We start from the raw sequence: 25,587 nt of genomic DNA, 5'->3' as shown, positions 1-25,587 counted from the left end.
TTTCAGGTGCTCAGCCATTCGGCGGCAGCGCGGGCGGCTTCCAGGGTCAGCTGGTGCCCGCCTGGGTGGCGGAACGGGGTGACGGCGGCGCCGCGCGCCCGGAGCAGCGTGTCCAGGCGGTCGACCGAGTCGAGTGGGGCCATCTGGTCGGCGGTGCCGTTGGCCAGGAACACCCGGCTGTTGCCGAGGTCCGTGCCCGGATCGTCGGGCAGCGGGCACATCCCGGCGAACAGGGCGGCCTCGGACAGCACCTCCGGGCGCAGCAGCGCGGTGGCGGCGGCGATGTTGGCGCCGTTGGAGAAACCGACCGCGACCAGCCGTCGCCCGCTCAACCCGTACTCCTGCTGGGCGGCCAGGATGAACTCGGCCAGGTCGTGCGCGCGGCGGCGGACGTCCTCGTGGTCGAAGACGCCCTCGGCCAGCCGGCGGAACCAGCGGGCCATGCCGTGTTCGGACACGGGTCCGCGCGGGGCGAGCACCGCGGCCGCCGGGTCGAGGTGCCCGGCCAGGCCGAGGAGGTCGTCCGGGCCGCCGCCGGTGCCGTGCAACAGCAGCAGCACCGGTGCGGCCGGATCGCCCGAGCGGAACTGGTGTTCGAGGTTCATGCCGGCAGCCGCAGGGTCGGTAGCGCGTGCTGGATCTGCTCGCGGCTGGGCTCCAGCCACGGCGGCAGTTTCAGCGCGCGACCCAGTTCCAGCAACGGTTCGTCGGCGGCGAAACCGGGTCCGTCGGTGGCGACTTCGAGGAGGGTGCCGCCGGGTTCGCGGAAGTAGATGGAGCGGAAGTACTGCCGGTCCAGGATCTCGGTGACCCGCACGCCGCGGTCGAGGAGTTCGTCCCGCCAGGACACCTGGGTGGCCTCGTCCGGCACCCGCCAGGCCACGTGGTGCACGGTGCCCACCGCGACCACCCCGCGCTCCCCCTTGGGCTGCACGAGCACGTCGACGAGTGCGCCGGGACCGCCTTCGCCGGCCTCGAACCGCAGCCGATTGCCTTCCTGGCCAAGGAAACGCAGGCCGAGATCCTCGGTGAGGGTGCCCGCGGTGGCCTGTTCGGCGGTGACCGACAGGGTCACCGAGTGCAGGCCGCGAATGGCGTGCTCGGGCGGCACCAGGCCGTGGTCCCACGGATCACGCGGGTCTTCCTGGGGGTGCGCGACCAGGGACAGCTCCAGGCCGTCGGGATCGCGGAAGAGCAACGCCTCCTCGCCATCACGCCCCTTGATATCGCTGACCTGGGCGCCCGCCGCGGCCAGATGCTGCCGCCACCAGCCCAGCGAGGACTCGGGCACGGAGAACGACGTGGTGGTCGCCTGGCCAGTGCCGATCCGGCCCTGGGGAGCGTCCTTCCACGGGAAGAAGGTGATGAGCGAGCCCGGCCGGCCGGAGCCGTCACCGTAGTAGAGGTGGTAGGTGCCAGGGTCGTCGAAGTTGACCGTGGTCTTGACCAGGCGCAGACCCAGTGCGCGCAGGTAGAAGTCGACGTTGCGCTGGGGGTCGCCACCGATCGCCGTCACATGGTGCAACCCGCTGGTCTGGATGCTCATGGCGGCAACGCTACGCCCTATTTATCTTCCATGCAAGATACTTCTACGGAAGCTGTTCCCTGGCTAGACTGGCGGGCATGAGCAAGCCGGAGGACATCGCCGACGACGAGATCATCACCTGGTGGGGCTTGGTGATCGAGGGTTACCTGGCCACCCAGGAGCGGCTGATGAGCGAGATCGCGGCGAAGTTCGGCCTGCAACCGGCGCCCTTCGACATCCTGCTGCGCCTGGTCCGCTCCCCCGGCCACCGGATGCAGATGACCCGCCTGGCCACCGAGGCCGCGCTCACCAGCGGCGGGTTCACCAAGGTGGCCGACCGCATGGTCAAGGCCGGGCTGATCCGCCGGGAGCCGTGCGAGAACGACCGCAGGGTCACCTACGCGGCGCTCACCGAACACGGCCTGGAGGTGGCGGCGGCGGCCCGCCAGACGGGCGCGGACAACCTGCGCCGCACCGTGCTCACCCCGCTCGGGTCCGAGCAGGCCGCCGCCCTCGCCGAAGCCATGCGCACGCTGCGCGAGACCAACAGCACGCGCTCGACGGTGAGCTGAGGGGAAACGTCTCCCAGGACCGGGCCGGGCCTCAACGGGGTGGGGGCGCGGCGCTGGTGCGCGGGATCACCGCGTCAGCGCCTCGATGCCGTGCCACACCGGAAATCACCCGGTCGGGGAGCTTAATACTGTCTGCCCGTGGTCCCTGAGATCGTCGAGACCGGGGCGTTATTACGAAACGAGTCAGTCCAGTCCGCGGACAATGTGCGGCTCGAACGTGTCGTCGTCGATCAGCCACTGCGGGATCGGGCTGCGGCCCCGTCCCCCTGACCTGGGCGCACGCTCGGCCTGGACCGGGAGTCCGACCGTAGGCGCCGGCTCGGTGCGTTCTCGGACCTGTTCCATCATCTCGGCTACCGCCTTTCGTGTGTGTCGGCTATCACGTTAGAGGAAGAGTGGCCTTTCGCGCGCGGGTATATGCAGAACACTGGTCGAAATACGGATCGTTTATCACTCCTTCCGCCGCACGAGGTGGAGTCGGTTGATCATCTTCCGCGGGCACCCCATAGGGTGTTCGCGCAGACACGGAAGGTGGGCGGGATCGTGGGCGCGGTCGACTACTACGAGCTGCTTGGCGTCGGCCGGACCGCGACCGCGGCGGAGATCAAAACCGCCTACCGGGCGCTGGCCAAGGTCATGCATCCGGACGCCGGGGGCACCTCCGGCTCGTTCCGGTTGCTGCGCGAGGCATACGAGACCCTCAACGACCCGGACCGGCGCGCGGACTACGACCGCGGCGAGACCGAGGACGACTGGGACGAAGAAGAAGACTGGATCGACGAGTCCGACATCGAGGTCACCGTCGAGACCCCGGAGCCGCCGCGCCGCGGCACCCGGCAGCGCGCCCGGCCGTGGCCGCGCACCGGATCCACCCGGCGCACCAGGACTTTCGGCCCGGATCCCGAGTTCACCCCCGGCATGCCGCGGCTGGACCCGGACACGATCCCGTGGTGGCCCGAGGTGGACCCGGTGGAGCGGATCCGCCTGGTGCCGCCCACCGGTCCCGGCCACGGCCCCGCGTTCGGCTCGCTGGCCGTGTGGCTGCTGATGTGGGTGCTGTTGCCGGTGCTGACCGGGTCGGCGTGGCTGATCGGGTTGTGGCTGGCGGTCTTCGCCGTGGTCACCGGGGTCACCCTGCACCTGTGGCGCAACCAGCTGGCGGCCAGCCGCACCGACCGGGAGTTCACCGCGGAGTTCGGCATCCGCACCGTGTTCGGCCGTCCTGGCGCGGAGGAGGGCGATGTCGCCGAACAGCTCACCGCGCGGCTGCTCGGCCGGTATCTGACCCGGCTGCCCGGGGTGCGCATCTTCCACGGGCTGGCCTGGCCGGATTCGGTGTTCGCCGACATCGACCACGCCGTGCTGTGCGGGCGGCGCCTGGTGCTGATCGAGTCGAAGCTGTGGCTGCCGGGGCACTACACCGCCGATGACACGGGTGGCCTGCGGCGCAACGGACATGCCTACCGCGGTGGCGGCACCCGGCTGCCCGAGGGGGTGGAGGCATTCCGCGATCTGCTGCCCGAGGTGGAGGTGCGCGGCGTGCTGGTGCTGTACCCGAACCGGGCCGGGGAGATCACCACCGGCGAGGCGCCCGAGGTGCCCGCGCCGCCGATGAGTCCGGAGCAGTTCGTCACCGAGATCGGGCAGTGGCTGGCCGCGGAGCCGAGCACGGTGGACCGGGACCTGTTCCGGGTGGTGCTGGGTCAGGTCGTGCGGCCGGAGGGCGTGGCCGCGCCGCCCCGGCCACGGGAGGAGCCGTGACCGGGGCGGGCGGTCAGCGCACGGCTTCGGCGCGCCGGCGGGCCACCCCGGCGGTGTAGCCGGCCTGCTCGGCCTCGGCGACCGAGGCGAACCAGATGTCGCCCTTGGTGCGGTTGAAGTAGGGCGAATCCTCGGTGTGGTACCGCTTGGTGCGGGTGTTGCCCTTCACCGTCGCCTGGACCGGCTCGGGGATCACCTGGGCCGGGATCGCCTGCTCCGCCAAGGACAACGGCGGCTCCGGCGCGGGCGCCGGTTCCGGTGCTGCGGCGGGTGCGGCGGCGGGTGCGGCGGCGCGGCGTTCGGCGAGCGGGCGGACCAGGAGCAGCCAGCTCACCAGCCCGCCGATCAGGAAGGCGGCCAGGCACAGCAGGAAGACCTGCCAGAACAACCACATCATCGTTGCAGCTCCTAGCTGACGGTGACCCGCGCGCGGCGCAGGTGCGGGACGAAGGTCTCGGGGCCGGGCTCGACCCTGGCGACCGTGCTGACCAGTTCGCGCGGAACCCCTTGGGCCACCACGAGATCGCGCACCAGGTCGGCCCGGCGGCCGGCCAGGCGGCGCGGGTCCACGCCGGGCGGCTGTTCCTCGGAGGCCCAGGCGGTCACCGTGATCAGTGATTTGGGCGCCACCCGCAGCAGCCTGCCGATCCGCTCGACCAGGGCGGCGCCGTGGCCTTCGCCCCAGCGCACGGTGGCGGCCTCGAAGTTGACCCCGCCACTGCCGTCGATCATCCGCCCCACCGCGGCATCGAGGGCTCGAATGTCCACAGTGGACGGATGTGGCGGCGGTCCGACGGTCAGCCCGCCCGCGTGCACCGGGCCGAACTCGCTGCCGCGCAACCGTTCCAGGAGCACGTTGCGCTGGTCGGCGTCGGCGACCACGCCGCGTACGGTGACGCCGTCGGGCCGGATGGCCACGGTGAGGTCCGCGCCCCTGGCCTCGGCGGCGGCCTGGGCGACCGCGGCCAGCGCGGTGGTGGCGTAGGCGGGTCCGGTGCCGGGGACGGCCAGGGTCAGGTCGGTGACGCGGTGGCCGGGGCAGCGGGCGCTGATCTCCTCCAGCAGCCTGCCGGTGGCCAGCACGCTGTGCCCAGTGGCCGAGACGAGCAGTTCGCCGTCGCGGACCCGCAGCAGCACCGGGGTCGGCGCGAGTTCGCGCACCACCACCGAGTCCACCCCGGGCAGGTTGGCCACCATGGTGCTCACCGCGGCCAGCCGGTCGCCAGGTAACCCGGCCAGGCTCAGCTCCCGGCCCACCGCGGACACCTGGGCGTCCGGGTGCCCGGCGGTGCCGAGGGCGCCCTCGGCGGTGTGGGTCAGTTCGGCTTCGATCCGGGGGCCGGCCACCGCCACGCCGAGTCCGGCCAGCAGCGCGGGCACCGTGACCGCGGTCAGGGTCCAGCCGATCCACTGTGGACGGGGATGGTGCGGTGGCGGGTCTGCTGCTGTCTGGTCCATGGGGACCGGGTTGTAGCGAAACGCGCCAGGATTGCGCCAGCTCGCTCCGGGCTATCCTGGTGACACGCCGGAGAGTTCACCTGGTTCAGCGATCAGTGCGCCGGGAACCGTTGTCCGGTCAAGGAGTGGGGGAGGTCGGGTGCTCGTTCTCGGGGTGGCGCTGCTCGCACTGGGCGGACTGGCGTTCTGGCGGCTGGATTCCACCGTGCTGTGGATGGCGCCGAACACGGTGGGCATCGTGCTGACCGTCCTGGGCGGACTGGCCCTGATCGGTGGGATCATCCGCACAATCCGCCGTCGCAAGGGCCTGGGTTCGCCGAGCACGGTGCAGCGGGTGCGGGCGTTGCCGCGGATGCTGCGCGCGATGCGTCAGCGCCGTTATCCGGCGCCGCCGTGGTCCAAGCGGTTGTTCTGGATCGCCGGGATCATCTACATCATCTCCCCGATCGACCTGTTGCCCGAGGTGTTCCTGCCGATCATCGGCCTGACCGACGATGTGGGCCTTGGCGCGTTCCTGCTGGCCCAGTTGCGGGCGGAGACCGGCCGGTTCGTCGAGGTGGAGCGCGGAGGGCCCGTCCCCCCACTGAATTGAGGGAACGGGCCGCGCCCTGGGTCACCAGCCGGTGCGGCCGGAGCCGAACTGGTAGAGCGGGTTGCCGTACACCGGCGGCACGGGCCGTCCGGCGTCGATGTGCGCCCGGATCTCGGCGCGCTGGGCCGGGGTGGCGCCCAGGTCGTACGGGAGGTCCCAGGCTTCGTTGGCGTCTTCGAGGATGTCCTGGCCGCCGGGGCGGAGCACGTCGGAGAGCAGTCGGGGCAGCTGCCACGGCAACTTGCCGCTGGGTTGGAAGTCGCCGAAGAGCAGACTGGCCAAAGCCGGGCCCATCTCCTCGCCGCCGCGGTAGGTGAGCACGATCGCGCCGACCTGGTCCTGCCATTCGGTGATCACGTACGGCCTGGGCATGACCAGCGCGACCACCACCGGGATGCCGCGGCGCCGGAAGTCCTGGATCAGCGCGAGCTGGTCCGGGGGCAGGAACGGCTGTTCCTTCACCCAGTTCGTGCCGTGTGTGTAGGAGGTCTCCCCCACCGCGACCACGGCGAGTCTCGGGTTGGGCGCGGTGTCCAGGTGCACGGTGACCCCGGCCGCCTCGGCGCGGGCGCGGATCGCGGCGAGCATGGTCTGCGAGCCGTACTCCTCGTGGAAGAAGCTGGTCCAGATGCAGCAGGCGGCCTCGTCGTCGGCGCGGGGTCCGGCCACCACGATGTTGTCGCCGCGGGTGAGCCGCAGTGGCAGCACGCCGTCGTTCCTGAGCAGGGTCAGGGCTTCGCGGGCGGCTTGGTTGGCCAGCTGGACGTGGCCGGGCTGGTGGAACCGGTACGGGCCGTTGACCGGATCGCCGTAGGGGGCCTCGAAGATGCCGAGCCGGAACTTCAGCGACAGCACCCGCCGCACCGCGTCGTCGATGCGGGCCAGGGGCACGCCGGCGATGAACTGGCCGATGGAGTAGCCGGGTGCGCCGGGGTCGGCGCCGCCCATCACATCGGAGCCGGCGTTGGCCGCGCCGACCCAGGAACCGGACGGCAGCCAGTCGGTGGTGATCAGTCCGGTGTAGCCGAGTTCGCGCCGCAGGTAGGCCAGGATCTTGGCGCTGTCGCCCGCGCCGGGGCCGCCGGGATCGAGGAAGGAGCTGCCCGCGTAGCCGGGCATGATGTTCACCGCGCCCGCTTCCAGCGCGGCCCGGAACGGGATCAGGTGGTACTTGATGGTCACCCCGTCGTAGACGATCAGCGCCTCCCCACCCGCGCCCTCGCCCGGCCAGTGCTTCACGGTGGCCAGCACCGAGTTCGGGTTCAGTTCGGGGCCGCCCTGCAGGCCGGAGACGAGCGCGCGGACCTGGGCGGCGGCCACCTGGGCGTCCTCGCCGTTGCCCTCCTGGATCCGTGGGTAGAGCACCTTGGTGCCGACCTCGGCGATCGGTCCGAGGGTGCCGCGGGCGCCGACCTCCAGTTGTTCGCGGCGTTGCATATCGCCGAGCCGGTGGGTCAACAGGTGGTTCCCGGCGGCGGCGAGTCCGCTCTGGGTGGGGTAGGTGGTCTGGTAGCCGCTGACGGTGTCCCCGGCGGTGACGAACGGGATACCGAGGCGGGTTCCGCCGGCCGCCAGGAGGGTGTTGTGCAGATCCTGGGCGTCGGCGGGCCCGAAGTGCCAGCCGGAGTTGGGGAAGCGCTGGGCGTTGTAGAACAGCTGATACGCCTTCTCCTCGGTGGTCATCCGGCCGAGCAGGTCGTCCACCCTGGCCTGCACCGGCAGCCGCCAGTTCTCATACGGCTGGATCGCGCCGTCCCGGTTGAGGTCCCGGCTGCCGCCGATCAGGCCGATGCCGTCGGCGACGGTTTCCAGGGCAGGCCGGTAGAGGCTGAAGGTGTGCGTGGCCGAGACCTGGGTGCCGCCGCCGGTCACCGCGAGGACGTGCCAGCGGTAGGTCCAGCGGTCCGGGATGTCCCAGGCCGGGGTGTAGTTCGGCGTGGTGGTCTCGGCGACCTTGGTGTGCAGGTCCAGGAGGTTGCCGGGGGCGGTGTAGTCGTAGTCGGCGCGGCTGACGTTGAGCCACAGCTCATAGCGGGTCGCGCCGGGCACCGCGGCCCAGCGGAACTCCGGGCGGCGGGTGTCGGTGATCATGGCTTGGTCGCCGGGGGTGTGCAGGGCGAACCGGGCCGGGCCGCCGGGCGGGCGGGTCGGCGGGGACAGCAGCGGCGGGGTGCTGGCGGTGTTGTCCACGGTGCCGAGCACCTGGAGTTCCCACAGCGAATAGCCGTACCCGGTCGCCCTGGTGACGCCGGTCCAGCGCAGGTACCGGCCACTGCCCGCGGCGCTGATCCGTTCCACGCCGCCGGTGCCCTCGGCCGTGCTGTGCAGGGGCCGCCAGGCGTTGCCGTCGTCGGAGAGTTCGAGGCGATGTGCCTTGGCGTAGGCGCCTTCCCAGTGCAGCACCACGCCGGTGAGCTGGGCGCGGCCGCCGAAGTCGATCCGCAGCCACTCGTGGTCGTTGCCGAACTGACTGGACCAGCGGGTGCCCAGGCGTCCGTCCAGTGCGGCGGCCGGGGCGTTGCCGCCCTCGTGCGAGGAGGCGCTCACCTGGGCGTAGGCGGCGATGTTGGCACTGGGCGCGGCGCCGTAGACCTGGAACTCCCACAGCGAGTAGCCGTACCCGGTGGCGCGGCTGAGCCCGACCCAGCGCACGTACCGGGCCACGCCCGCCACGGCCAGGTTCTGCACGCCGGGGGTGCCCGCGCCGGTGTGCGGGCTGGTCCAGGCCGAGCCGTCGGTGGAGAACTCGATCCGGAACCGGGTGGCGTAGGCGGCCTCCCAGTGCAGGGTGATCCGGTCCACCGTCACCGGGGCGCCCAGGTCGACCTGGAGCCACTGCGCGTCGGCGGCCTGGCTGGACCAGCGGGTGCCCAGATCGCCGTCGGTGGCCGCGGCGGCCACCATGACCGCGTTCTCCACCGAGGAGGCGATGGTCGGTTTCCCTTGGGAGACAAGGACTCCCTCGGCTCGGGCGGCCCGGCCGCCGGCGAGCAGCCCGCCGCCGATCAGGGCGAGCAACAGGGTGAACACCAGCGCGGGATGACGGAGTGACCCGGGATGGGGTGCGGGGGGCATGGCGACTCCAGGCGTTCGACGACGATGTCGGCACACTGCTGAGAGCGCTCTCTCCGCGATTCTGGGCCGTGCTGAATCGAGTCGTCAACCGGTTCCGCCAAGGTTGCCGCGTTTGGCCGAAGTGCCTACGGCCGGGCGTCGAACTCCGCGCGGTGGCGCTCGATCCGCGGCGCGGTGCCCACGGCCCAGTCCGAGAGCGCGGACAGCGGGATCAGGAGGCTGCGACCCAGTTCGGTCAGCTCGTACTCCACCCCCGGCGGCACGGTCGGGAACACGGTGCGGGCCACGAGTCCGTCGCGTTCCAGGGCGCGCAGGGTGCGGGTGAGCATGCGGCGGCTGAGGCCTTCCATGGCGCGGTGCAACTCGTTGTACCGGTGTGGGCGCTGGTTCAGCAGGACCAGCACCAGCACGCTCCAGCGGTCGCCAATGCGCTGGAACACCTCGGAGACCGGACAACTCGCCTGCTCGTCCAGGGGCACCGGAGCGGGCAGTCGCGCGGTGAGCATCGAGGGCGGGACGGACATGGCTCCAGGTTAATTCACCGAACAAAAAGTAGACTGACCAGTTTCTGTTTTCGGTGCGCCGATTAGCCCGAAGGGACGCACCCCGGCCGCGTCCGCGGTGCGTAGAGTCGATCGGCGGATCATCGATTGCACTTGCGGTTTCGTGTCCTGACGTCGTACGCGGGGTCGACAGGACCCGGAACCGATAAGTCCGGTGACCACTTCACCCCTCCAGGGTACGGACCGGTCCGGACCAGGCGCCGGTCCCAGCTGCCCCCTTGGGCAGCGGAATGCGACCAAAGGAGCACCCACTGCCCCGAACGACAACGTTCGTAGGGACTTGAGGGGGCCGAAAGGCGTTTCTCTCACCTGAACCGACCATCCAGTCAGTACCGTTCTCGGTGTGCAGGCACCTTCCCGCCGGCCATGGTGGCCACCGCGCCGGGCTAGACCCGTGGACGCGGCGGCCGCGCTTGCCCTGCTCGCCATCGGACTGCTCCCCCCACTACTCGGTTCACTGTGGTGGCCCGCGGACGCCTACCCGCCCGCCGGGGTGCTGCTGCAGGCCGTGGCCAGCGTGCTGGTCTTCGCCCGCGCCACCACTCCCGCTGTGGCCACTTTCGGCCTCACCGGCGCCGCGGTCGCCGAACTGGCCCTCCCCGGCCTGCTCCTCCCACCCGACCTCCTCGCGGTCCCCTGGCTGGCCGCCGCCCTCACCGTCGCCGCCGTCACCATCCCCCGCCCACTCCAGGCGTACTGGTGGCCCCTGGTCGCCGCGGCCGCTGTACTGGCCGCCCGCCCGTGGCAACCGGAACTCGCCGAGATCACCACCGGCATCCTGCTCACCCTGGTCCCCGTGCTCCTGGGCAGGCACCTGCTGGCTCGCCGCGCCCTGGCCCGCGCCGAGTCCGAACGCGCCGAACGCGCCGCCACCGAGTCCCGCCTGCTGGCCGAACAGGCCCGCGCCGACCAGCGCGTCCGCCTGGCCGGCGAGATGCACGACGTGCTGACCCACCGAGTCAGCCTGATGGTCCTGCAAGCGGGCGCCCTCCGGATGACCGCTCCCGACGAGGCCACCCGCCAGGCCGCCGAAGACCTCCGCGCCGCGGGCTGCCACGCCCTGGACGAACTCCGCGACCTGGTCGGCGTCCTGCGCACCCTCCCCGCCAAGAGCGCCAACGGCGAAGCGGCGGTAGAAGCCCCCGCCACCGCCCTCCCCGACCTGTCCGCCCTGGTCGCCGAAACGGTCTCGGTGGGCATCGGCGTCGACCTGGTCCAGGACGGCTCCCCCGTGCACACCTCCCCCGTGGTGGGCCGCACCGCCTTCCGCATCGTGCAAGAGGCCCTGGCCAACGTCCGCAAACACGCGCCAGGCACCCAGGTCCGCGTCCAGGTCCGCTACGGCGCCGACCGGGTCTGGCTCAGCATCCGCAACAGCGCCCCACCCCGCCCGCCAACCCCGATCCACCTGGCCAAATCCCCCGGCCCCGCCACCGGCGGCGGCCTGCTCGGCCTACGCCAGCGAGTAGCCCTGGTCAGCGGCACCATCAACGCGGGCCCTCGCCCCGACGGCGGCTTCTCGGTAGACGCCATCCTCCCCGCCTACATGCCCTCCGGCTCCCACGCCGACCTAGCCCGCCACGTCCGCTAACCCCACCCCACCCCACCCGGCGTGTTGGCCGTTGTCGTACGGCGAGTTGGCCCAACTCGTACGCCCGGTTGGCCGAAGTGGGCGTACGAGTTGGGCCAAGTGGCACGGCCAACACTCGGGTGGCGGGCTGTCGGGCGGGCTGGGACCGCTCGCCCGACAGCACGCGATCAGCGGATTTCGCTGCGCAGGATCCGGTCGGAGCCGGGGCCCTGGCCGCCGTTGCCGTCGGCGTTGGTGGTGCCGATCCAGATGGCGTTGGCGCCCGGCACCTTCACCACCGAACGCAACCGGCCGAAGGTGGTGAAGTGGGCCGTGGTCGCGCCGGCGCTGGTGCCGTTCAGCTCGACCCGCCAGAGCCGCTGCCCACGCAGTGCCGCGACATAGGCTGTGTCGTTCACGATCGCCAGGGAGCTGGGCGAAGCCTCGGCGGTGGTCCAGGTCCGCTTCGGGTTCTCCATCCCGGCGACCCCGCAGTTGCCCTCGCACTGCGGCCAGCCGTAGTTGCGACCGGGCAGGATCAGGTTCAGCTCATCCGTAGAGACGTTGCCCAGTTCCGCCGACCACAGCCGACCTGCCGAGTCCCAGGCCAGGCCCTGGGCGTTGCGGTGCCCGTAGCTGTAGACCAGCGAGTTGAACGGGTTGCCGGGCGCGGGGGCGCCGGTGCGGGTGAAGCGCAGGACCTTGCCGGCCGGGCTGTTCAGGTTCTGCGCCAGGCTGGTGTTCTGCGCGTCACCGGTGGTGGCGTACAGGAACCCGTCCGGGCCGAACTTGAGCTGGCCGCCGTTGTGGAACCGGCTGGACGGCAGGTTGTTGACGATGATCTGGCGGTTGCTCAACGTGGTGCCGTTGAAGCTCATCCGCACGATCCGGTTCGCCTGCGCGCCACCGTCGTTGGAGGTGTGGAAGAAGAACACGTCCTGATCGCTGGCGCCGTTCCAGCCGGGCGAGACCGCCACGCCCATCAGGCCGCCCTCACCGCCGGTGGTGGTGCTGTTGGGCACCGTGCCGACCTGGGTCTTGCTGCCGTTGAGCCCGGCCCGGAACACCCGGAACGTGTCCCGCTCGGTCACCAGCGCCGACTGGCCGTCGGGCAGGAAGGAGACCGCCCACGGGATGGACCAGCCGGTGCTGACGTTGGCCGGGGGCTGCGGGTTGCCGCGGCCGGGCACCGGCGCGGTGTCCACGTCCAGGGCGTCCAGGTTGGGGCCGCCGGTGGCGGTGGCCCCGGTGGCCCGGATGGTGTTGGCCCCGGCGTTGAGCGCGGCGTTGACCGTCACGCTCTGGTAGTTCGTCCAGCCGTTGCTGGGGAAGGCCAGATCATTCGACACCAGGTTGCCGTTGACCGTGATGTCCAGTGGCCGGTTGGCGCCGCTGCCGTTGGCGTAGCGGAAGGCGAGCACCGCGTTGCCGGTGGCGGACGGGGCGTTCACCGTCCACTCGACGTAGCTGCCCGCCACGTTGTCGTTGTTGACGAAACCCGCGCCGCTGAACCCGGCGTGGTTGGACTCCACCAGTCCCTGGGAGATGGTGGCGTTCTCGGCCTCGTACCGGACCGGCGCCGCGCCCGCGGACAGGGCAGGCAGGACCAGGCCACCCGCCAGGACCACCACCGGCAGCGCCACTCTGGTAAGCGCTTTCAAGCCAGTTCTCATAACCGTTCCTCTCAAGGTGTGCAGTGAGGGAAAGCGGTTTCCCGTGGCGGCGGGAGTGTGCGGGAGAACCGTGCTACATGGTGCGGCAGCCGGACCGGCCGCCGCACCCGCCATTCGTCAGGTACCAGACCGGATCTGACGGATGGTGTCCCGGTACCAGAGCGCGCTGCGCTTGGGCGTGCGCTGCTGGGTCTGGTAGTCGACGCGGACGATGCCGAAGCGCTTGTCGTAGCCGTAGGACCACTCGAAGTTGTCCATCAGCGACCAGGCGAAGTAGCCTCGGATGTCCGCGCCCTGGTTGCGCGCGGCCGCGACCGCGCCGATGTGCGAGCGGAAGTAGTCGGTGCGGCCCTCGTCCTCGACGAAGTCCTCCGCGTCCGGCACGTCCACGAAGGCCGAGCCGTTCTCGGTGATCACCATTGGCACGCCGGGATAGTCCTTGCTCAGTCGCACCAGCAGTTCGGTGAACCGCTCGGGCACGATCTCCCAGCCCATCGCGGTGACCGGTTTGCCTTGCGGGATCTGGCGTTCCACCGGGTTGCCGTCGGCGTCGCGGGTGTTGCCGTGCTCGTCCCGGCCGGAGAAGACGTGGCCGGAGTAGAAGTTCACCCCGAGCACGTCGATGGGCTGGGCGATGATCTCCAGATCACCGTCCCGAACCGGCAGTTCGATCTTGCGCTCGGCCAGGTCGGCCACGATGTCGGCCGGGTACTGCCCGCGCAGCAACGGGTCCAGGTAGATCCGCGCGCCGAGGCCATCGGCGCGGCGGGCGGCCTCCCGGTCCTCGATGGCGTCGGTGGCCGGGGTGGCGGTGCCCATGTTGAGCGTGATGCCGAACTCGTGTTCCGGCTTGCCCGCGGCGCGCATCCGTTGGGTGGCAAGGCCGTGGCCGAGCAGCAGGTGGTGCACGGCGTGGATGGCGTCGGGGAAGTTCTGCCGTCCCGGCGCCTGGCGGCCTTCCCAGTAGCCGAGCATGGCCGAGCACCAGGGCTCGTTGAGTGTGGTCCACTCGCGCACCCGGTCCTGCAGTTTGTCAAAGACCAGCATGGCGTAGTCGGCGAAACGGTAGGCGGTGTCGCGCACCGGCCAGCCGCCCGCGTCCTCCAGCTCCTGGGGCAGATCCCAGTGGTACAGCGTCACCCAGGGCGCGATGTCCTTGGCCAGCAGCTCGTCGACCAGGCGGTCGTAGAAGCCGAGTCCCTTGAGGTTGACCGGGCCGGTGCCGCCGGGCTGGACGCGGGGCCAGGACACCGAGAAGCGGTAGGTGTCCACGCCGAGGGAGCGGATCAGCTCGACGTCCTCGGGCATCCGGTGGTAGTGGTCGCAGGCGACGTCGCCGTGGTCGCCCTCGTGCACCATGCCGGGGGTGCGGCAGTAGGTGTCCCAGATCGAGGCGGTGCGCCCGTCCTCGAACGCGGCCCCCTCGATCTGGTAGGCCGAGGTGGCCACGCCCCACCGGAAGGACGGCGGCAGGGTCCGGATCTGCTGCTCCGCCAGGCTTCCGGCCGGGGCCGCGGTGGTGATGTCCACGCTGTCTCCTTCTCGCTCAGGTCGGAACTCGGTCGCCCACGTGCACATGGCACGCCACGGTGCGTTCGGCGGTGCCGGCTGGCGGGCCGAGCACGGGAACCCGTTGCGCGCACGGCTCGAACGCCTGTGGACAGCGGGGGTGGAACGAGCATCCGCTGGGCAGCGCCCGGGGGTCCGGTGGCGAACCCGGGATCCCGGTCAGCTCCCGGCGCGGTCCGCGCAGGGCGGGGAAGGAGTGCAGCAGGCCGTCGCTGTAAGGGTGCAGCGAGTCCCGGTAGAGCTGCGTCGAGGGGGCCTGCTCGACGATGCGTCCGCCGTACATGACCGCGATCCGGTCGGCGAACTCCACCAGCAACGACAGGTCGTGCGTGATGAACAGGACGGAGAAGTCGAGTCGTTCGCGGAGGTCGACGAGCTGGCGCAGGATCTGCCGCTGGGTGACCACGTCCAGCGCGGTGGTCGGCTCGTCCATGATCACGATCTGCGGTTGCAGCGCCAGCGCCATGCCGATCATGACGCGCTGGCGCATGCCGCCGGAGAGCTGGTGCGGGTAGGCGTCGAGGCGATCCGCCGCGATGCCCACGAGATCCAGCAGTTCTTTCGCGCGGGCCCGGCGGGCGGCACGGGTGCTGCCCGGGTCGTGCGCCTTGATCACGTCGGTGAGCTGGGTGGAGACCTTGTGCACGGGGTTGAGCGAGTTCATCGCGCCCTGGAAGACCAGCGAGGTCTCCGCCCACCGGAACCTGCGCAGTTCGGGGACGGAGAGCCGCAGGATGTCCACGGGTTCGCCATCAGGGTCGTGGTAGATCACCTGGCCGCTGCGCACCACGCCGGGCGGGGGCAGCAGCCGGGTGAGTCCGTAGGCCAGGGTGGACTTGCCGCTGCCGCTCTCCCCGGCCAGGCCGAGCACCTCGCCGCGGTGCAGGGTCAGGCTGACCTCGCGGACCGCGCGCACGGCGTTGTCGCCCACGCCGTAGTCGACGTTGAGATCCTTGATCTCCAGCACCGGTTTGCTCATCGCGCACCGTCCTTTGCAGACTCCCCGAGGACGGGGGTGAAGCCGACCCGCATCCGGACCACCTTGCCGTCGGGCCCGCGGGCGCGCCGGCCGCCGGAGCTGCGCAGGCGGGGGCTGACGAACTCGTCGATGCCGAAGTTCAGCAGCGACAACGCGGTGCCCAGCAAGGCGATGGCGAGTCCGGCCGGCACGAACCACCACCAGGCGCCTTGGGCCAGGGCCTGCTGGCTCTGCGCCCAGAACAGGATGGTGCCCCAGTTCCACTCGGAGATGCCGGCGACGCCGATGAAGGCCAGGGTGATCTCCGACATCACCGCGAAGATCACCGTGCCGACGAAGTTGGAGGCGATCACCGCGGACAGGTTGGGCATGATCTCGAACAGGATGATCCGCCAGGTCGGCTCGCCGGTGGCGCGCGCGGCTTCGACATAGTCCCTGCGCCGCAACGACAAGGTCTGCGCGCGCAGCACTCTGGCGCCCCAGGCCCAGGAGGTGCAGCCGATGACCATGGCCACGGTGATGTCGCCGGTGCCGGGCAGGGTCGCGGTCACGATGATCACCAGGGGCAGCGCGGGCAGCACCAGGAAGACGTTGGACAGCATGGACAGGCTTTCGCCGACGGCGCCGGAGAGGTAGCCGGAGGTGACGCCGACGAGCACGGCGAGCACCGCGGCCACTCCCCCGGCGAGGAAGCCGACCAGGATGACGCTGCGCGCGCCGACCAGGATCTGGCTGAAGATGTCCTGGCCGATGTGGGTGGTGCCGAACCAGTGCGCGGCCGAGGGCGGTTCCAGCAACGCCGAGCTGCGCTGGGACGGGTCGTACGGCGCGATCCACGGCCCGATGATGGCCAGCAGCACGAAGAAGCCGAGGATGGTGAGGCCGATGAGGGTTTTGCTGTTGCTGGCGAAGCGGAATCGGCGCTTCTTACCCGCGAGGAGTCCTTCGCCCGGTGGCTGCGCGGCCGCGGCGAGCAGGTCGGTGGTGGGCATGGCCATGGCTCAGCCCTCCTTGCGGGTGCGCGGGTCGAGGGCGAGGTAGGCCAGGTCGGCGAGGAGGTTGGCGACCAGCACGGACAGCGTGATCACCAGGAAGATACCCTGCAGCAGCGGGTAGTCCTTGGCGCCGACGGCCTGGAAGAGCTGGAAGCCCACGCCGGGGTAGGAGAAGACGATCTCGACCAGCAGGGTGCCGCCGACGATGAACCCGAGGGACAGCGCGAGGCCGGAAACGTTGGGCAGCACCGCGTTGCGCGCGGCGTAGCTCAGGGCGACCCGGCTTTCGGAGAGGCCCTTGGCGTGCGCGACGGTGACGTAGTCCTCGGCGGCCACGGTGACCATCATGTTGCGCATGCTCAGGATCCAGCCGCTCATCGAGGAGATGATGATCGTCACCGCGGGCAGGATGCTGTGGTAGAGCGCGCTGCCGAGGAACTCCAGATCCCAGCCCGGCACCAGTCCCGCCTCGAATCCACCCGAGGCCGGGAAGGCGCCGTCGATGCCGGCGAAGAGGGTGATCGCGATCAGGCCGAGCCAGAAGTAGGGCACCGAGGACAGGAAGGTGGTCACCGGCAGCACCAGGTCCACCCAGGAGCCGCGCCGCCATCCGGCGAGCACGCCGAGGCCGGTGCCGATGAGGAAGCTGGCGATGGTGGTGATGCCGACCAGGATCACCGTCCACGGCAGGCTTTGCGCGAGCACGTCGGAGACCGGGGTGGGGAAGAAAGTGAAGGACAGGCCCAGGTCGCCGCTGAGCAACTGGGCGACGTAGTCCAGGTACTGCTCGAAGATGCTCTGATCGCCGTCGAGTCCAAAGAGGACATACAGCGACTGGATGTTCTCCGCGCTCATCGCGCCCTGCTGGCGGGAGATCAGCGAGGTGACCGGGTCGCCGGGGATGAGCCGGGGGATGAAGAAGTTGATGGTCACCGCGGCCCAGGCGGTGAACAGGTAGAACGCCAGGCGCTGGAGCACGAATCTCACGAGACCGGCTCCCCCGCGGGTTCCCCGGCCGATTCACGGGCCGGATCGTCCACCGCGTACAGCCAGCAGGCGGCCCAGTGACCGGCACCGTCGCCGATGTCGAAGCGGGGCGGGACCTCGGTGCGGCAGCGGGCCATCGCCTGCGGACAGCGCGGATGGAACCGGCAGCCCGCCGGCGGGTCGATCAGGCTGGGCGGCTCACTGCGCGCGGTGTCCTTGCCCAGTGCGGCCAGCGAATCCACCTTCTCCGGCACGTCCTGCTCGTGCACGCCGCGGTCCGGGTCGGGGGCGGAGTCGATGAGCAGCCGGGTGTAGGGGTGCGCGGGGCGCTGGGTGAGCGTCTCGCTGTCCCCGCCCTCCACGATCCGGCCCGCGTACATCACCAGGGTCTCGTCGGCGAAGTAGCGGGCCGAGGCGATGTCGTGGGTGATGTAGAGGATGGCCAGCTGGAGGCGTTCTTTGAGGTCCCGCAACAGGTTCAGCACGCCGAGCCGGATGGAGACGTCCAGCATGGACACTGGTTCGTCGGCAAGCAGCGCGTCCGGGTCAGCGCCCAGGGCGCGGGCGATGGCCACCCGCTGGCGCTGGCCGCCGGAGAGTTCGTGCGGGAACTTGTCGAGGTAGCGTTCCGGCGGGGTCAGCGAAACCCGGGTGAGCAGTTCCCGCAACGCGGTCTCCAGCTCGGCCCGGTTCGCACCGCCGTTGCCGTGGATCTTCAGGGCCCGGCCGAGGTGGTAGCGCACGGTGTGCACCGGGTTCAGCGAGGCGAACGGGTCCTGGAAGATCAGCTGCACTTTTTTGCTGTAGGCGCGGAACTTCCGGCCGCCGCGCACGGTGACCGGCTCGCCGTGCAGCCGGATCTCGCCGCTGGTGCGCGGGTAGAGCTGGGCCAGCAGCCTGGCCACGGTGGACTTGCCCGAACCGGACTCGCCCACCAGTGCGGTGACCCGGCCCCGGCGCAGTCGCACCGTGACCTCATCCACCGCGTGCACGGTTCGCGCCGTGCGGGTGAGCACCTCCCTGGCCGCTCTGCGGACCGGGAAGTGTTTGGTCAGGGCCTCGGCTTCCAGCACCACCGCCGTAGTGCCGGAAGCCGAGGCAATCGTGCTCTCACTCATCCCCGTGAGTCCTCCTGTCCTTCCCAGGCGCCGCTCAGGAGGCGGGTTTGAGGTGGAGCACGACATCCAGTGAGGTGCGCAGGCTCGGCTGAGCCGGCGCGTAGGGGTTGCTGTCCTCGGGCCAGCCGACCCAGTTCTTGGTGCTGTACATGCCACCCAGGTTGGCCGCGCCGGTGACCGCGACCGGCTGCTGCTCGATCATGATGCGCTGCACGGTGTTCAGCGCGGCCGCGCGGGCCGCGTCGTCACTGGCGTTGGCGTACTGGCGCAGCGCGGCGGTGGCCTCGGCGTTGCGGAAGCGGCCGTAGTTGCCGATGGTCTGCCCGGTGCCCAGCGGCTTGTACAGCTCGCTGTCCATCATGTAGCGGTAGGCCTGGTACGGGGTGGGGCCGTCCTCGGTCCAGTGCATGACGGCGTCGAAGTTGCCCGCCTCCACCGCCTCGGTCCAGGCGTCCTGGTTGGTCTTGTCCACGGTGGCGGTGACGCCGAGCCCGGACAGGTTGTCCTTGATGATCTCCAGCGTGGTCACGTAGTCCGACCAGCCGGAGGGCACCGACATGGTCAGCTTGACCGGCTTGCCCGCCGGGTCGAGCAGGGTGTTGCCGTCATAGCGGAACCCGGCGTCGGTGACCAGCTTCTTGGCCTCGGTCACGTTCGGGATCAGCGTCTTGCCCTTGTGCTCCGGCGCGATGAAGGAGTCCCCGTTGGGCGTGGGGATGCCGGTGACGTTGTCCACCTTGGGGTAGAAGTACCCGGCCTCGGCCTGGGTGAAGATGTCCTCGCGGTTGATCACCAGGTTGATCGCCCGGCGCAGCGCCGCGTTGTCGAAGGGCGCCTTCTCGGTGTTGAACCACAGGCCGTGGATACCGAGGGAGGCGGGGAACCACAGCTTGTGGTGCTGCGGGTTCTTGCTGGTGTAGACGGCCTTGTAGTTCGGGATGAACACGAAGGCCCACTCCGAGGCGCCGGAGGCCAGCGCGGTGGTCTGCGCGTTGTTGTCGTTGTAGGAGGTGTACCGGAGTTCCTTGACCTTGGGCAGTTCCTGCCAGTAGCTGTCCCGCGCGGTGAGCGTGACGGTCTGCTGGGTGAAGGACTTCAACGTGTACGGGCCGGTGCCGACCGGGTTCTTGTTCAGCTCCTGGGAGGGATCCTTGACCTGCTCCCAGATGTGCTTGGGCACCACCGCGGCCTCCAGGATCATCACCTGGTTGGTGTACTGGGACCGGGGGAAGGTCACCGTCACCGTGTTGCCGCTGGGGGTGATGTCGCCGAAGGGGATGGCGTGCAGGTTGAACGCCGGGTTCTTCTTGAGCAGCCCGAGGCTGAAGGCGACGTCCTCGGCGGTCATCGGCTTGCCGTCGGAGAACTTGACGTTGTCCCGGACGGTCAGGGTGAGCTTGGTGAAGTTGTCCGCCCACTCCCACTTGCTGGCCAGCCACGGCTTGCTGGGGTCGGTGGGGCGGACCTTGTTCCGCATGCCGAGCGGCTCGTAGATCATCCACCGGTAGCCGAGCGAGCCGGCCGCGGAGGTCTCCAGGAACGGGTTGTGGTTCTCCGGCTGCGGCCCGTTGGGCGCGCCGATGTTGAGCACCGCGCCCGGGTTGCCCCCGGCGCCGCTGTTGCCGGTGCCGCAGGCGACCAGGCCCAGGGCAAGGATTCCCGTGAGGGTCAAGGCCGCGATGCGCTTGACTCGCATGGGACCTCCTTCGACGTCGGTGGCGGTAAGCCGTTGCCCGCCAGTGGTAGAGCGCTCTCGCAGGTCAGCTTGTGCGAGGAGTCAACCGGCCGCACCCGGCCACGTCAATAACGAGAACATAACGTATCCCGTCTAAATTTAAGCCATGAAGTAAGCAGGACGGCGTGCCTGGGCGCGGGAGTTCCCCGTTTGGCCCACACTGGGCGCAGAGGTTGTTCACATACTTGGTTCATGTCGTGACAAATGGTCACGGCCCAGGTGCGGGAGGGGGGGATGAAGTCATCATGACGGCACGACGTTCCACGGTGCGGGATCTGCGCCGCAGCAACCGGTCGATGCTGCTGTCCAAGCTGTTCTTCGACGGTCCGCTCAGCCGTCAGGAGCTGAGCCAGCAGACCGGTCTGAGTGCGGCCACGGTCAGCAACGTCACCGCGGAGCTGGCGGAGGAGCGGCTCATCGTCGAGGCGGGACTGGTCGAGTCCGACGGCGGCAGGCCACGGGTGTTGCTCCGGGTGGACCCGGAATACGCCCATGTGGTGGGCATCGACGTCGGCGAGACCGGGGTAAAAGTCGAACTGTTCGACCTGGCGATGACCAGGCTGGCGGCGGTGGACCACGCACTGCCGTCCTCCCGGCCACGTCCGGCCGCGGTGGTCACCCAGGTGGTCTCCGGCCTGCGCGAGGTGATGGCGGCGGCCGGGGTCGGCGCGTCGAGCATGCTCGGCGTGGGCATCGGGGTGCCCGGCACGGTGGAGCAGGGCAGCACCCTGCGGGTGCACGCCCAGACCATCGGCTGGGACGGCGTGGAGCTGGTGAACCTGTTGCGCGCCAAGGGGGTCGAGCTGCCGCTGTTCATCGACAACGGCGCCAAGACCCAGGGCCAGGCCGAGCTGTGGTTCGGTGCGGGCAAGGGCGCCCGGCACGCGGTGATCGCGCTGCTGGGCTCCGGCGTCGGCGCGGCGGTGATCACCGACGGCGCCACCTACCGCGGTTCCACCTCCAGCGCGGGCGAGTGGGGCCACACCACCATCGTCTACAACGGCCTGGAATGCCGTTGCGGGGCAAGGGGTTGCCTGGAGGCCTACGTCGGCGCCGAGGCGATCCTGGAGCGCTACCGCAAGGCCAGGGGCGGCCGCGCGGTGCCCGGCGCGGATGAGCAGAGCAGCCTGGCCGCCCTGCTCACCGCGGCCGAACGCTCCCGCACCGCGGCCAAGGTCCTGGAGGAGACCGCGGGCTACCTGGGCGCGGGCATCGCGAACCTGGTCAACCTGTTCAACCCCGAGCGCATCGTGCTCGGCGGCTGGGCCGGCCTGTCCCTGGGCGCGGCGCTACTGCCGTTGATCGAGCAGTCCACCGCCGCGCACGCGCTGCGGCATCCCTACGGCCAGACCACGATCGAGGTCGGCCAGCTGGGCCCCGACGCGGTGGCGGTCGGCGCGGCCACCCTGCCGGTGGCCGCGATGCTGGATCAGGGCAGCGATCCACGGGAGGCGGCGGGCGACGACGCGGCCTGAAGCAGTTCCAGTCCGGTCGCGAAGGCGTCCTCGGCGCTGGTCTCGACATCCGGGAGCACGCCAACCCCTTCCCAGTTCGTCCCGGTGACCGGGTTGACCGCACGGGCGACCGGCACGGTCACCTCCAGGTGCGGATGCACCCGGAAACCCTCCCGAGGGTGCGCGCCGCCACGCGTACGCTCGCCCACCACGGTCGCCCGCCCCAGGTGCTTGAGGTCATAGGCCAGCTCCTCCCCGCCGGAGAAGGTCGCCGAACCGGTCAGCACCACAACGGGTTTCACGCCACCGAACCGCGGCCCCGGCACATGCGGCAACGTCCAGGACTGGGTGATCCGGTCCCCCGCCCGCTCGTGCATCGAGTTCAGGTGCGTCCGCTCGTCCAACAGGTAACTGCACACCAACGCCACCCCGTCCGGCGACCCACCCCGAACCCCACGCAGATCCAGCAACAACCCCCGCGTCCCCGCGACCAGATTCATCGCCGCCACCAACTCCTCCGCCCTGATCCCCGGATCCATCAGCAACGGCCCCAACTCCACATGCCCCACCACCCCCGGCAACAACCGCACCCCCAGCACGCCACCCATGGTCCGCTCCGCCTCCCGCCGGACCACCACCTCGAACAACTCCCCCGGTTCCGCGGGCAACTCCTCCCCGTGATGCAACAACCGCAGATGCAGGTCCTGGTTGCCTGCCTGGAGGTCCCTGGTGACCGCCGCCGCGAGCCCTTCGGCGCCGTCCACGTCGTCATACCGCCCCGCCGCGAGATTGCCGGTCAGCCGTTCACTCGCCGCCTGCCCCACCTCGGCGAACACGTAGTTCCGCGCCACAAGCCGAGCGGTCTCGGCCACGATCCGATGAATCTCATTGGTCTCCACGGCCCGGGAGTGAACCAGCCCCCTCGACAAAGCGTCAAGAACATTAGACACTTTCCCCCGTGCCCCGCCTCCCCCAGGACGAGGTGCTGGCGGTATCCACCCCAGCCCAGTTCAAAGCCATGGCCCACCCACTTCGCCAGCGCCTGCTGTTCGCGCTCGTACAGACCCCGGCGACGATCAGCCAGCTGGCCGGGTCGCTGTCGGTGGCCAAGGGCAGCGTGGCGCACCATCTGAAGGTGCTGCGGGAGGCCGGCATGGTGCGGATCGTGGAGACCCGGCAGGTCCGGGGCGGGACCGAGCAGTACTACCAGCGCTCGGCGCGGCGGCTGGAGGTGCCGGACGGGCTGGCGGGGCCGACGACGGCGTTGCTGCACGCGGTGGCGGAGGAGGTGGTGAGGTCACCGGATCCGATGCTGACGGTGCGGCACCTGCGGTTGACGGCCGAGCAGGCGGCGGAGTTCCGGGGGCGGCTGGAGGGGCTGGTGGATTCGTTGCGGGATGCGGGTGACGGGGAGACGGGGTACGGGGTGCTGGTCACGATGTACGAGAGCGGCTGACCCAGCTTCCACTTTGCCCATCAGGAAGCCAGGAGCCGACAACCCGATGCCCGTACTCGGCAAGGAGTACGGGCATCGGTCGCTGCTCACACCAGGTCGGCCTCGAACGTGAGGCTATGACTTCGTCGGTGCCCAGTTTCCAACGAAGAAGTACTCAATCTGCCTATCTGCACTCTCGTGCTCAAGCCCGACACCTTCCGTCATGGACAATAAGAAATGGACACACCTGACGAAGGCATGCAGATCTCCAGTCAGAGCATCATCAAGCCCGTTGATCACGATGGCAATCGGACCTCGATCCTCCGAGCGCTGCAGATCCCAAAGTCGACCACTATAAGCTGCCCAACTTCCGGCACCCAGTTCAGAAAATCCCAACACCCTACTTAGCTCAACAAGTAGAGCCCTCTCGATGTTTGTGTGTCTATCGGGGACCTCAGCCACGAAAACATGGAAGCCGAACCCAGGCAAAGCTTCGATCAAACGACCGCCGTCGGCAGTGTCGACGAGATACGGACGGGACCCCAGCCACGGCAGACTCGCCTCAAGGTCTACCCACAAGCTTGCGCTACCCGACTCTCTAACAACCACAGCACGGCCCTCAATTTGCGCGAATCCATCATCGTAGTGCCTAGCGTACCAAATTTCACCTCGACCACTGAAAACTAGTCGACCACTCGACTCCCTTGTTTCCCCAGGTCGAGTCGACAGAATGTCTGTCCTCACGTAGCGTTTTGACGAAACGGCAGGAAGACATTGCCGTCCATAGATGCCTGGATTCTTTCTCCTTCCACCTTGCCATACTCCAGAGGATAAGAAGCCGTCCTTGTCCATTAACCAGCCGACGACCGACTCTGTACACCGAGCGCTCGACCCAGGTTTCCGGGCGTGCCGAACAGTTGCCACAGAGGCGACCAGACCCAGAAATGAGCGGGCACCCGTCAAACTACGGATGCCCGCTCATCTGCTACTCAAATGGTCTCGCTCTTTTCGCTCGCTTCGTTTGCAAAGCGGCCGCAATCCACTAGCCGTGTCAGGAATTCCTCAAAGGATCCTGCGATTCGACGTGGGACTCGATCCTCATCGACGTATACAACAGCCGGCTCGCCATCAGGACCAGATTCTGAGTAGTCGAGCATCACCGTGTCATGACCAGCCGAGGGGGTATCGCAAATGACAACGCCGATTTCCGGTTAACCCCACTCGGCAATCATATCGGGACTCCCCTGGCCGGACGAGGAGTTGATTCCCCACTCGCCCTCTATGCCAAGAATTGCGCTGATCTGAATGTGGTCAGGAGCCCAGGAAGTCCCGAACTCCGTAGGACAGCAACGACTACGAGGGACTCCGCCGTTACGCTGGTACAGCACCTCAACGTAGCTACTGGGCAGGCGTGCACCCAGGTCATCCTCAGCCCTACGTATCATGTCGGCTTCCAAGGGTGGGCCCGTGTAGTAGTCATCATCCTCGAAGAGTCCAGTCATGATCTACCTACCTCCAGAGAACCCGCTGGTGTGCCCCGTTAGCCTATGCGGCCCTCTCTCAACGATTTGCATCAGGCCAGCATCTTGGTAATGATTCCAAGTGTAGCCGGCTGGAGTGCCACTTAATCTGGCTGCCCGATTAGCAAGAGTCTCATCTCTTGTACGGTTACCCGTCAGGTTGGTCCGAACGTCAGCCACACAAGGATGCCGAATACTTGAGAAGTCGGGGAGCCCGTTGTTATCGAAGGGAATACCAGTCTTCGGGTGGACACTCCCTGCCAGAGACCCGTTTCGAACATCCGGCACCCCATTCGACGCACAATTACACTTTGTCGGATGCCCTTGAACCGCCCCACCATAGTTGTGCACCAGCACCGACGTGGTACCAGTCACCACATAGTACGTCACGATGTAAGAAACCCGCTGACTCAGGCTACACAGACACCTAACTGCACTACACCGAATGCTCACCGGACCGAAATTCTTCAACCTCGGCCCATTCCCAGCGGACAATGTCTCCGAGATTCTGAACAGTTGCCCAAAGGAATTGCGCCGACTCGCCCACTGGAACATGCACGGCAACATGACGGTCGCCACTCCACTCAGCAACCGCCCCAGACTCGGCCAACACGGACAGAACCTGCCCCCGGCCGGACTGGAAGAGTGAATCTACCACCGACACGGGGAAAAATATCCGCAGAATTCGATTCCCAGAAGCGCGCACCAGTCGCACTACATGCTTACCGTCCTCGTCAAGGGAAACAATATCTCCCAACGAAAGTCCGTAAACCCTGAAAGGAAGGCAACAGACTTCATACTCACCATCACCGACAGGGCGAAGCCAAAGCTGCTCCATCATTCCCGCGAAGCCGAACGGGGCCAGGTCAACCATCGCCGCATACCCCTGCTCAGGCCTATTAGCAGGGTCATCATGCACGATATAGGCGATATCCGGGCTCATCAATACCTCTCACAGTGCCAGGGGTGCAGATCTGTCACTATACTGGACCGTCGCAACAGATCC

23 protein-coding genes are annotated in these 25,587 nt (G+C 69.0%); 6 read left to right on the top strand and 17 right to left on the bottom strand.

What is annotated here, in order from left to right; genetic code table 11:
• Positions 1-2 precede the first annotated feature (2 nt).
• Both MZC64_RS11690 and MZC64_RS11685 read right to left on the bottom strand, forming a co-directional pair.
• Positions 3-605: an alpha/beta hydrolase gene (locus MZC64_RS11690; RefSeq protein ID WP_247757299.1), complete on the bottom strand. Its 603-nt coding sequence runs from the start codon at positions 603-605 to the stop codon at positions 3-5.
• Positions 602-1,546, bottom strand: a complete 945-nt coding sequence (locus MZC64_RS11685) for a ring-cleaving dioxygenase (protein ID WP_247757301.1) — start codon at positions 1,544-1,546, stop codon at positions 602-604. The genes MZC64_RS11690 and MZC64_RS11685 overlap by 4 nt, the downstream gene beginning before the upstream one ends.
• A 77-nt stretch (positions 1,547-1,623) precedes the next feature.
• On the opposite strand from MZC64_RS11685, the gene MZC64_RS11680 reads away from it, so the two are divergent.
• Together MZC64_RS11680 and MZC64_RS11675 are read left to right on the top strand one after the other, a co-directional pair.
• Positions 1,624-2,097 carry a MarR family winged helix-turn-helix transcriptional regulator gene (locus MZC64_RS11680; protein WP_247757302.1) on the top strand — a complete coding sequence of 158 codons (474 nt, stop codon included), beginning with the start codon at positions 1,624-1,626 and terminating at the stop codon, positions 2,095-2,097.
• A 531-nt stretch (positions 2,098-2,628) separates the two neighbouring features.
• Complete coding sequence (locus MZC64_RS11675; protein ID WP_247757303.1) at positions 2,629-3,858, top strand: DnaJ domain-containing protein; 1,230 nt, start codon at positions 2,629-2,631, stop codon at positions 3,856-3,858.
• Positions 3,859-3,871: 13 nt separating this feature from the next.
• On the opposite strand, the gene MZC64_RS11670 is transcribed toward MZC64_RS11675, so the two are convergent.
• Entirely contained in the window at positions 3,872-4,255 is a 384-nt protein-coding gene (locus tag MZC64_RS11670) for a hypothetical protein (protein ID WP_247757305.1), read from the bottom strand.
• A gap of 11 nt (positions 4,256-4,266) precedes the next feature.
• A complete protein-coding gene (locus MZC64_RS11665) occupies positions 4,267-5,316 on the bottom strand; it encodes a hypothetical protein (RefSeq protein WP_247757307.1) in 1,050 nt (349 codons plus the stop codon).
• A gap of 139 nt (positions 5,317-5,455) precedes the next feature.
• Between MZC64_RS11665 and MZC64_RS48605 the strand changes: the two genes are divergently transcribed.
• The gene (locus MZC64_RS48605; RefSeq protein WP_247757309.1) at positions 5,456-5,908 is read left to right on the top strand and encodes a DUF1232 domain-containing protein; all 453 of its coding nucleotides are present in this window, start codon (positions 5,456-5,458) and stop codon (positions 5,906-5,908) included.
• Positions 5,909-5,929: 21 nt separating this feature from the next.
• Here the strand turns inward: MZC64_RS48605 and MZC64_RS11655 are convergent, their stop codons facing one another.
• Together MZC64_RS11655 and MZC64_RS11650 are read right to left on the bottom strand one after the other, a co-directional pair.
• On the bottom strand, positions 5,930-8,983 hold the full coding sequence (locus MZC64_RS11655; RefSeq protein WP_247757310.1) for a discoidin domain-containing protein: 3,054 nt from the start codon (positions 8,981-8,983) through the stop codon (positions 5,930-5,932).
• 125 nt (positions 8,984-9,108) lie between these two features.
• The gene (locus MZC64_RS11650) at positions 9,109-9,507 is read right to left on the bottom strand and encodes a helix-turn-helix domain-containing protein (RefSeq protein ID WP_247757312.1); all 399 of its coding nucleotides are present in this window, start codon (positions 9,505-9,507) and stop codon (positions 9,109-9,111) included.
• Positions 9,508-9,940: 433 nt separating this feature from the next.
• Between MZC64_RS11650 and MZC64_RS48600 the strand changes: the two genes are divergently transcribed.
• Positions 9,941-11,137 carry a histidine kinase gene (locus tag MZC64_RS48600; protein WP_247757314.1) on the top strand — a complete coding sequence of 399 codons (1,197 nt, stop codon included), beginning with the start codon at positions 9,941-9,943 and terminating at the stop codon, positions 11,135-11,137.
• Positions 11,138-11,304: 167 nt separating this feature from the next.
• Here the strand turns inward: MZC64_RS48600 and MZC64_RS11640 are convergent, their stop codons facing one another.
• From MZC64_RS11640 to MZC64_RS11610, 7 genes are all read right to left on the bottom strand, one after another.
• Positions 11,305-12,789: a PQQ-dependent sugar dehydrogenase gene (locus MZC64_RS11640; protein WP_247757316.1), complete on the bottom strand. Its 1,485-nt coding sequence runs from the start codon at positions 12,787-12,789 to the stop codon at positions 11,305-11,307.
• Between the two features lie 117 nt (positions 12,790-12,906).
• Positions 12,907-14,319 carry a GH1 family beta-glucosidase gene (locus MZC64_RS11635; protein ID WP_247757318.1) on the bottom strand — a complete coding sequence of 471 codons (1,413 nt, stop codon included), beginning with the start codon at positions 14,317-14,319 and terminating at the stop codon, positions 12,907-12,909.
• Between the two features lie 16 nt (positions 14,320-14,335).
• Entirely contained in the window at positions 14,336-15,337 is a 1,002-nt protein-coding gene (locus MZC64_RS11630) for an ABC transporter ATP-binding protein (protein WP_247757319.1), read from the bottom strand.
• Entirely contained in the window at positions 15,334-16,335 is a 1,002-nt protein-coding gene (locus tag MZC64_RS11625; RefSeq protein WP_247757321.1) for an ABC transporter permease, read from the bottom strand. The genes MZC64_RS11630 and MZC64_RS11625 overlap by 4 nt, the downstream gene beginning before the upstream one ends.
• Positions 16,336-16,338: 3 nt before the next feature.
• Positions 16,339-17,319: an ABC transporter permease gene (locus MZC64_RS11620; RefSeq protein WP_247757323.1), complete on the bottom strand. Its 981-nt coding sequence runs from the start codon at positions 17,317-17,319 to the stop codon at positions 16,339-16,341.
• Positions 17,316-18,437: an ABC transporter ATP-binding protein gene (locus MZC64_RS11615; RefSeq protein ID WP_247757324.1), complete on the bottom strand. Its 1,122-nt coding sequence runs from the start codon at positions 18,435-18,437 to the stop codon at positions 17,316-17,318. The genes MZC64_RS11620 and MZC64_RS11615 overlap by 4 nt, the downstream gene beginning before the upstream one ends.
• 34 nt (positions 18,438-18,471) lie before the next feature.
• A complete protein-coding gene (locus tag MZC64_RS11610; protein WP_247757326.1) occupies positions 18,472-20,133 on the bottom strand; it encodes an ABC transporter substrate-binding protein in 1,662 nt (553 codons plus the stop codon).
• A 284-nt stretch (positions 20,134-20,417) separates the two neighbouring features.
• On the opposite strand from MZC64_RS11610, the gene MZC64_RS11605 reads away from it, so the two are divergent.
• Positions 20,418-21,647: an ROK family transcriptional regulator gene (locus MZC64_RS11605; protein WP_247757327.1), complete on the top strand. Its 1,230-nt coding sequence runs from the start codon at positions 20,418-20,420 to the stop codon at positions 21,645-21,647.
• Here the strand turns inward: MZC64_RS11605 and MZC64_RS11600 are convergent.
• Positions 21,602-22,525: a S41 family peptidase gene (locus MZC64_RS11600; RefSeq protein WP_247757329.1), complete on the bottom strand. Its 924-nt coding sequence runs from the start codon at positions 22,523-22,525 to the stop codon at positions 21,602-21,604. The genes MZC64_RS11605 and MZC64_RS11600 overlap by 46 nt on opposite strands.
• A gap of 59 nt (positions 22,526-22,584) precedes the next feature.
• Between MZC64_RS11600 and MZC64_RS11595 the strand changes: the two genes are divergently transcribed.
• Complete coding sequence (locus MZC64_RS11595; RefSeq protein WP_247757331.1) at positions 22,585-23,082, top strand: winged helix-turn-helix domain-containing protein; 498 nt, start codon at positions 22,585-22,587, stop codon at positions 23,080-23,082.
• A gap of 1,190 nt (positions 23,083-24,272) precedes the next feature.
• On the opposite strand, the gene MZC64_RS49100 is transcribed toward MZC64_RS11595, so the two are convergent.
• The 3 genes from MZC64_RS49100 to MZC64_RS11590 are packed head-to-tail and all read right to left on the bottom strand — an operon-like array spanning position 24,273 to position 25,524.
• The gene (locus tag MZC64_RS49100) at positions 24,273-24,563 is read right to left on the bottom strand and encodes an SMI1/KNR4 family protein (RefSeq protein WP_374205695.1); all 291 of its coding nucleotides are present in this window, start codon (positions 24,561-24,563) and stop codon (positions 24,273-24,275) included.
• Between the two features lie 3 nt (positions 24,564-24,566).
• Positions 24,567-25,136, bottom strand: a complete 570-nt coding sequence (locus MZC64_RS49095) for an HNH endonuclease (protein ID WP_374205694.1) — start codon at positions 25,134-25,136, stop codon at positions 24,567-24,569.
• Positions 25,018-25,524, bottom strand: coding sequence for a DUF4265 domain-containing protein (locus tag MZC64_RS11590; RefSeq protein ID WP_247757332.1), 507 nt, complete (start codon positions 25,522-25,524; stop codon positions 25,018-25,020). The genes MZC64_RS49095 and MZC64_RS11590 overlap by 119 nt, the downstream gene beginning before the upstream one ends.
• Positions 25,525-25,587: the final 63 nt, after the last annotated feature.

The organism is Crossiella sp. S99.2 (assembly GCF_023094165.1).
In the GTDB taxonomy this organism is placed as follows: domain Bacteria; phylum Actinomycetota; class Actinomycetes; order Mycobacteriales; family Pseudonocardiaceae; genus Crossiella.
The sequence above is the reverse complement of the archived record's forward strand: the minus strand, read 5'-3'. Positions and strand labels throughout refer to the sequence as shown.

Coding starts and splice junctions, on each gene's coding strand:
- MZC64_RS11690 (WP_247757299.1), bottom strand. CDS start 605: ATGAACCTCGAACACCAGTTCCGCTCGGGCGATCCGGCCGCACCGGTG.
- MZC64_RS11685 (WP_247757301.1), bottom strand. CDS start 1,546: ATGAGCATCCAGACCAGCGGGTTGCACCATGTGACGGCGATCGGTGGC.
- MZC64_RS11680 (WP_247757302.1), top strand. CDS start 1,624: ATGAGCAAGCCGGAGGACATCGCCGACGACGAGATCATCACCTGGTGG.
- MZC64_RS11670 (WP_247757305.1), bottom strand. CDS start 4,255: ATGATGTGGTTGTTCTGGCAGGTCTTCCTGCTGTGCCTGGCCGCCTTC.
- MZC64_RS11665 (WP_247757307.1), bottom strand. CDS start 5,316: ATGGACCAGACAGCAGCAGACCCGCCACCGCACCATCCCCGTCCACAG.
- MZC64_RS11655 (WP_247757310.1), bottom strand. CDS start 8,983: ATGCCCCCCGCACCCCATCCCGGGTCACTCCGTCATCCCGCGCTGGTG.
- MZC64_RS11650 (WP_247757312.1), bottom strand. CDS start 9,507: ATGTCCGTCCCGCCCTCGATGCTCACCGCGCGACTGCCCGCTCCGGTG.
- MZC64_RS11640 (WP_247757316.1), bottom strand. CDS start 12,789: ATGAGAACTGGCTTGAAAGCGCTTACCAGAGTGGCGCTGCCGGTGGTG.
- MZC64_RS11630 (WP_247757319.1), bottom strand. CDS start 15,337: ATGAGCAAACCGGTGCTGGAGATCAAGGATCTCAACGTCGACTACGGC.
- MZC64_RS11625 (WP_247757321.1), bottom strand. CDS start 16,335: ATGGCCATGCCCACCACCGACCTGCTCGCCGCGGCCGCGCAGCCACCG.
- MZC64_RS11615 (WP_247757324.1), bottom strand. CDS start 18,437: ATGAGTGAGAGCACGATTGCCTCGGCTTCCGGCACTACGGCGGTGGTG.
- MZC64_RS11610 (WP_247757326.1), bottom strand. CDS start 20,133: ATGCGAGTCAAGCGCATCGCGGCCTTGACCCTCACGGGAATCCTTGCC.
- MZC64_RS11605 (WP_247757327.1), top strand. CDS start 20,418: ATGACGGCACGACGTTCCACGGTGCGGGATCTGCGCCGCAGCAACCGG.
- MZC64_RS49100 (WP_374205695.1), bottom strand. CDS start 24,563: ATGACTGGACTCTTCGAGGATGATGACTACTACACGGGCCCACCCTTG.
- MZC64_RS49095 (WP_374205694.1), bottom strand. CDS start 25,136: ATGTTCCAGTGGGCGAGTCGGCGCAATTCCTTTGGGCAACTGTTCAGA.
- MZC64_RS11590 (WP_247757332.1), bottom strand. CDS start 25,524: ATGAGCCCGGATATCGCCTATATCGTGCATGATGACCCTGCTAATAGG.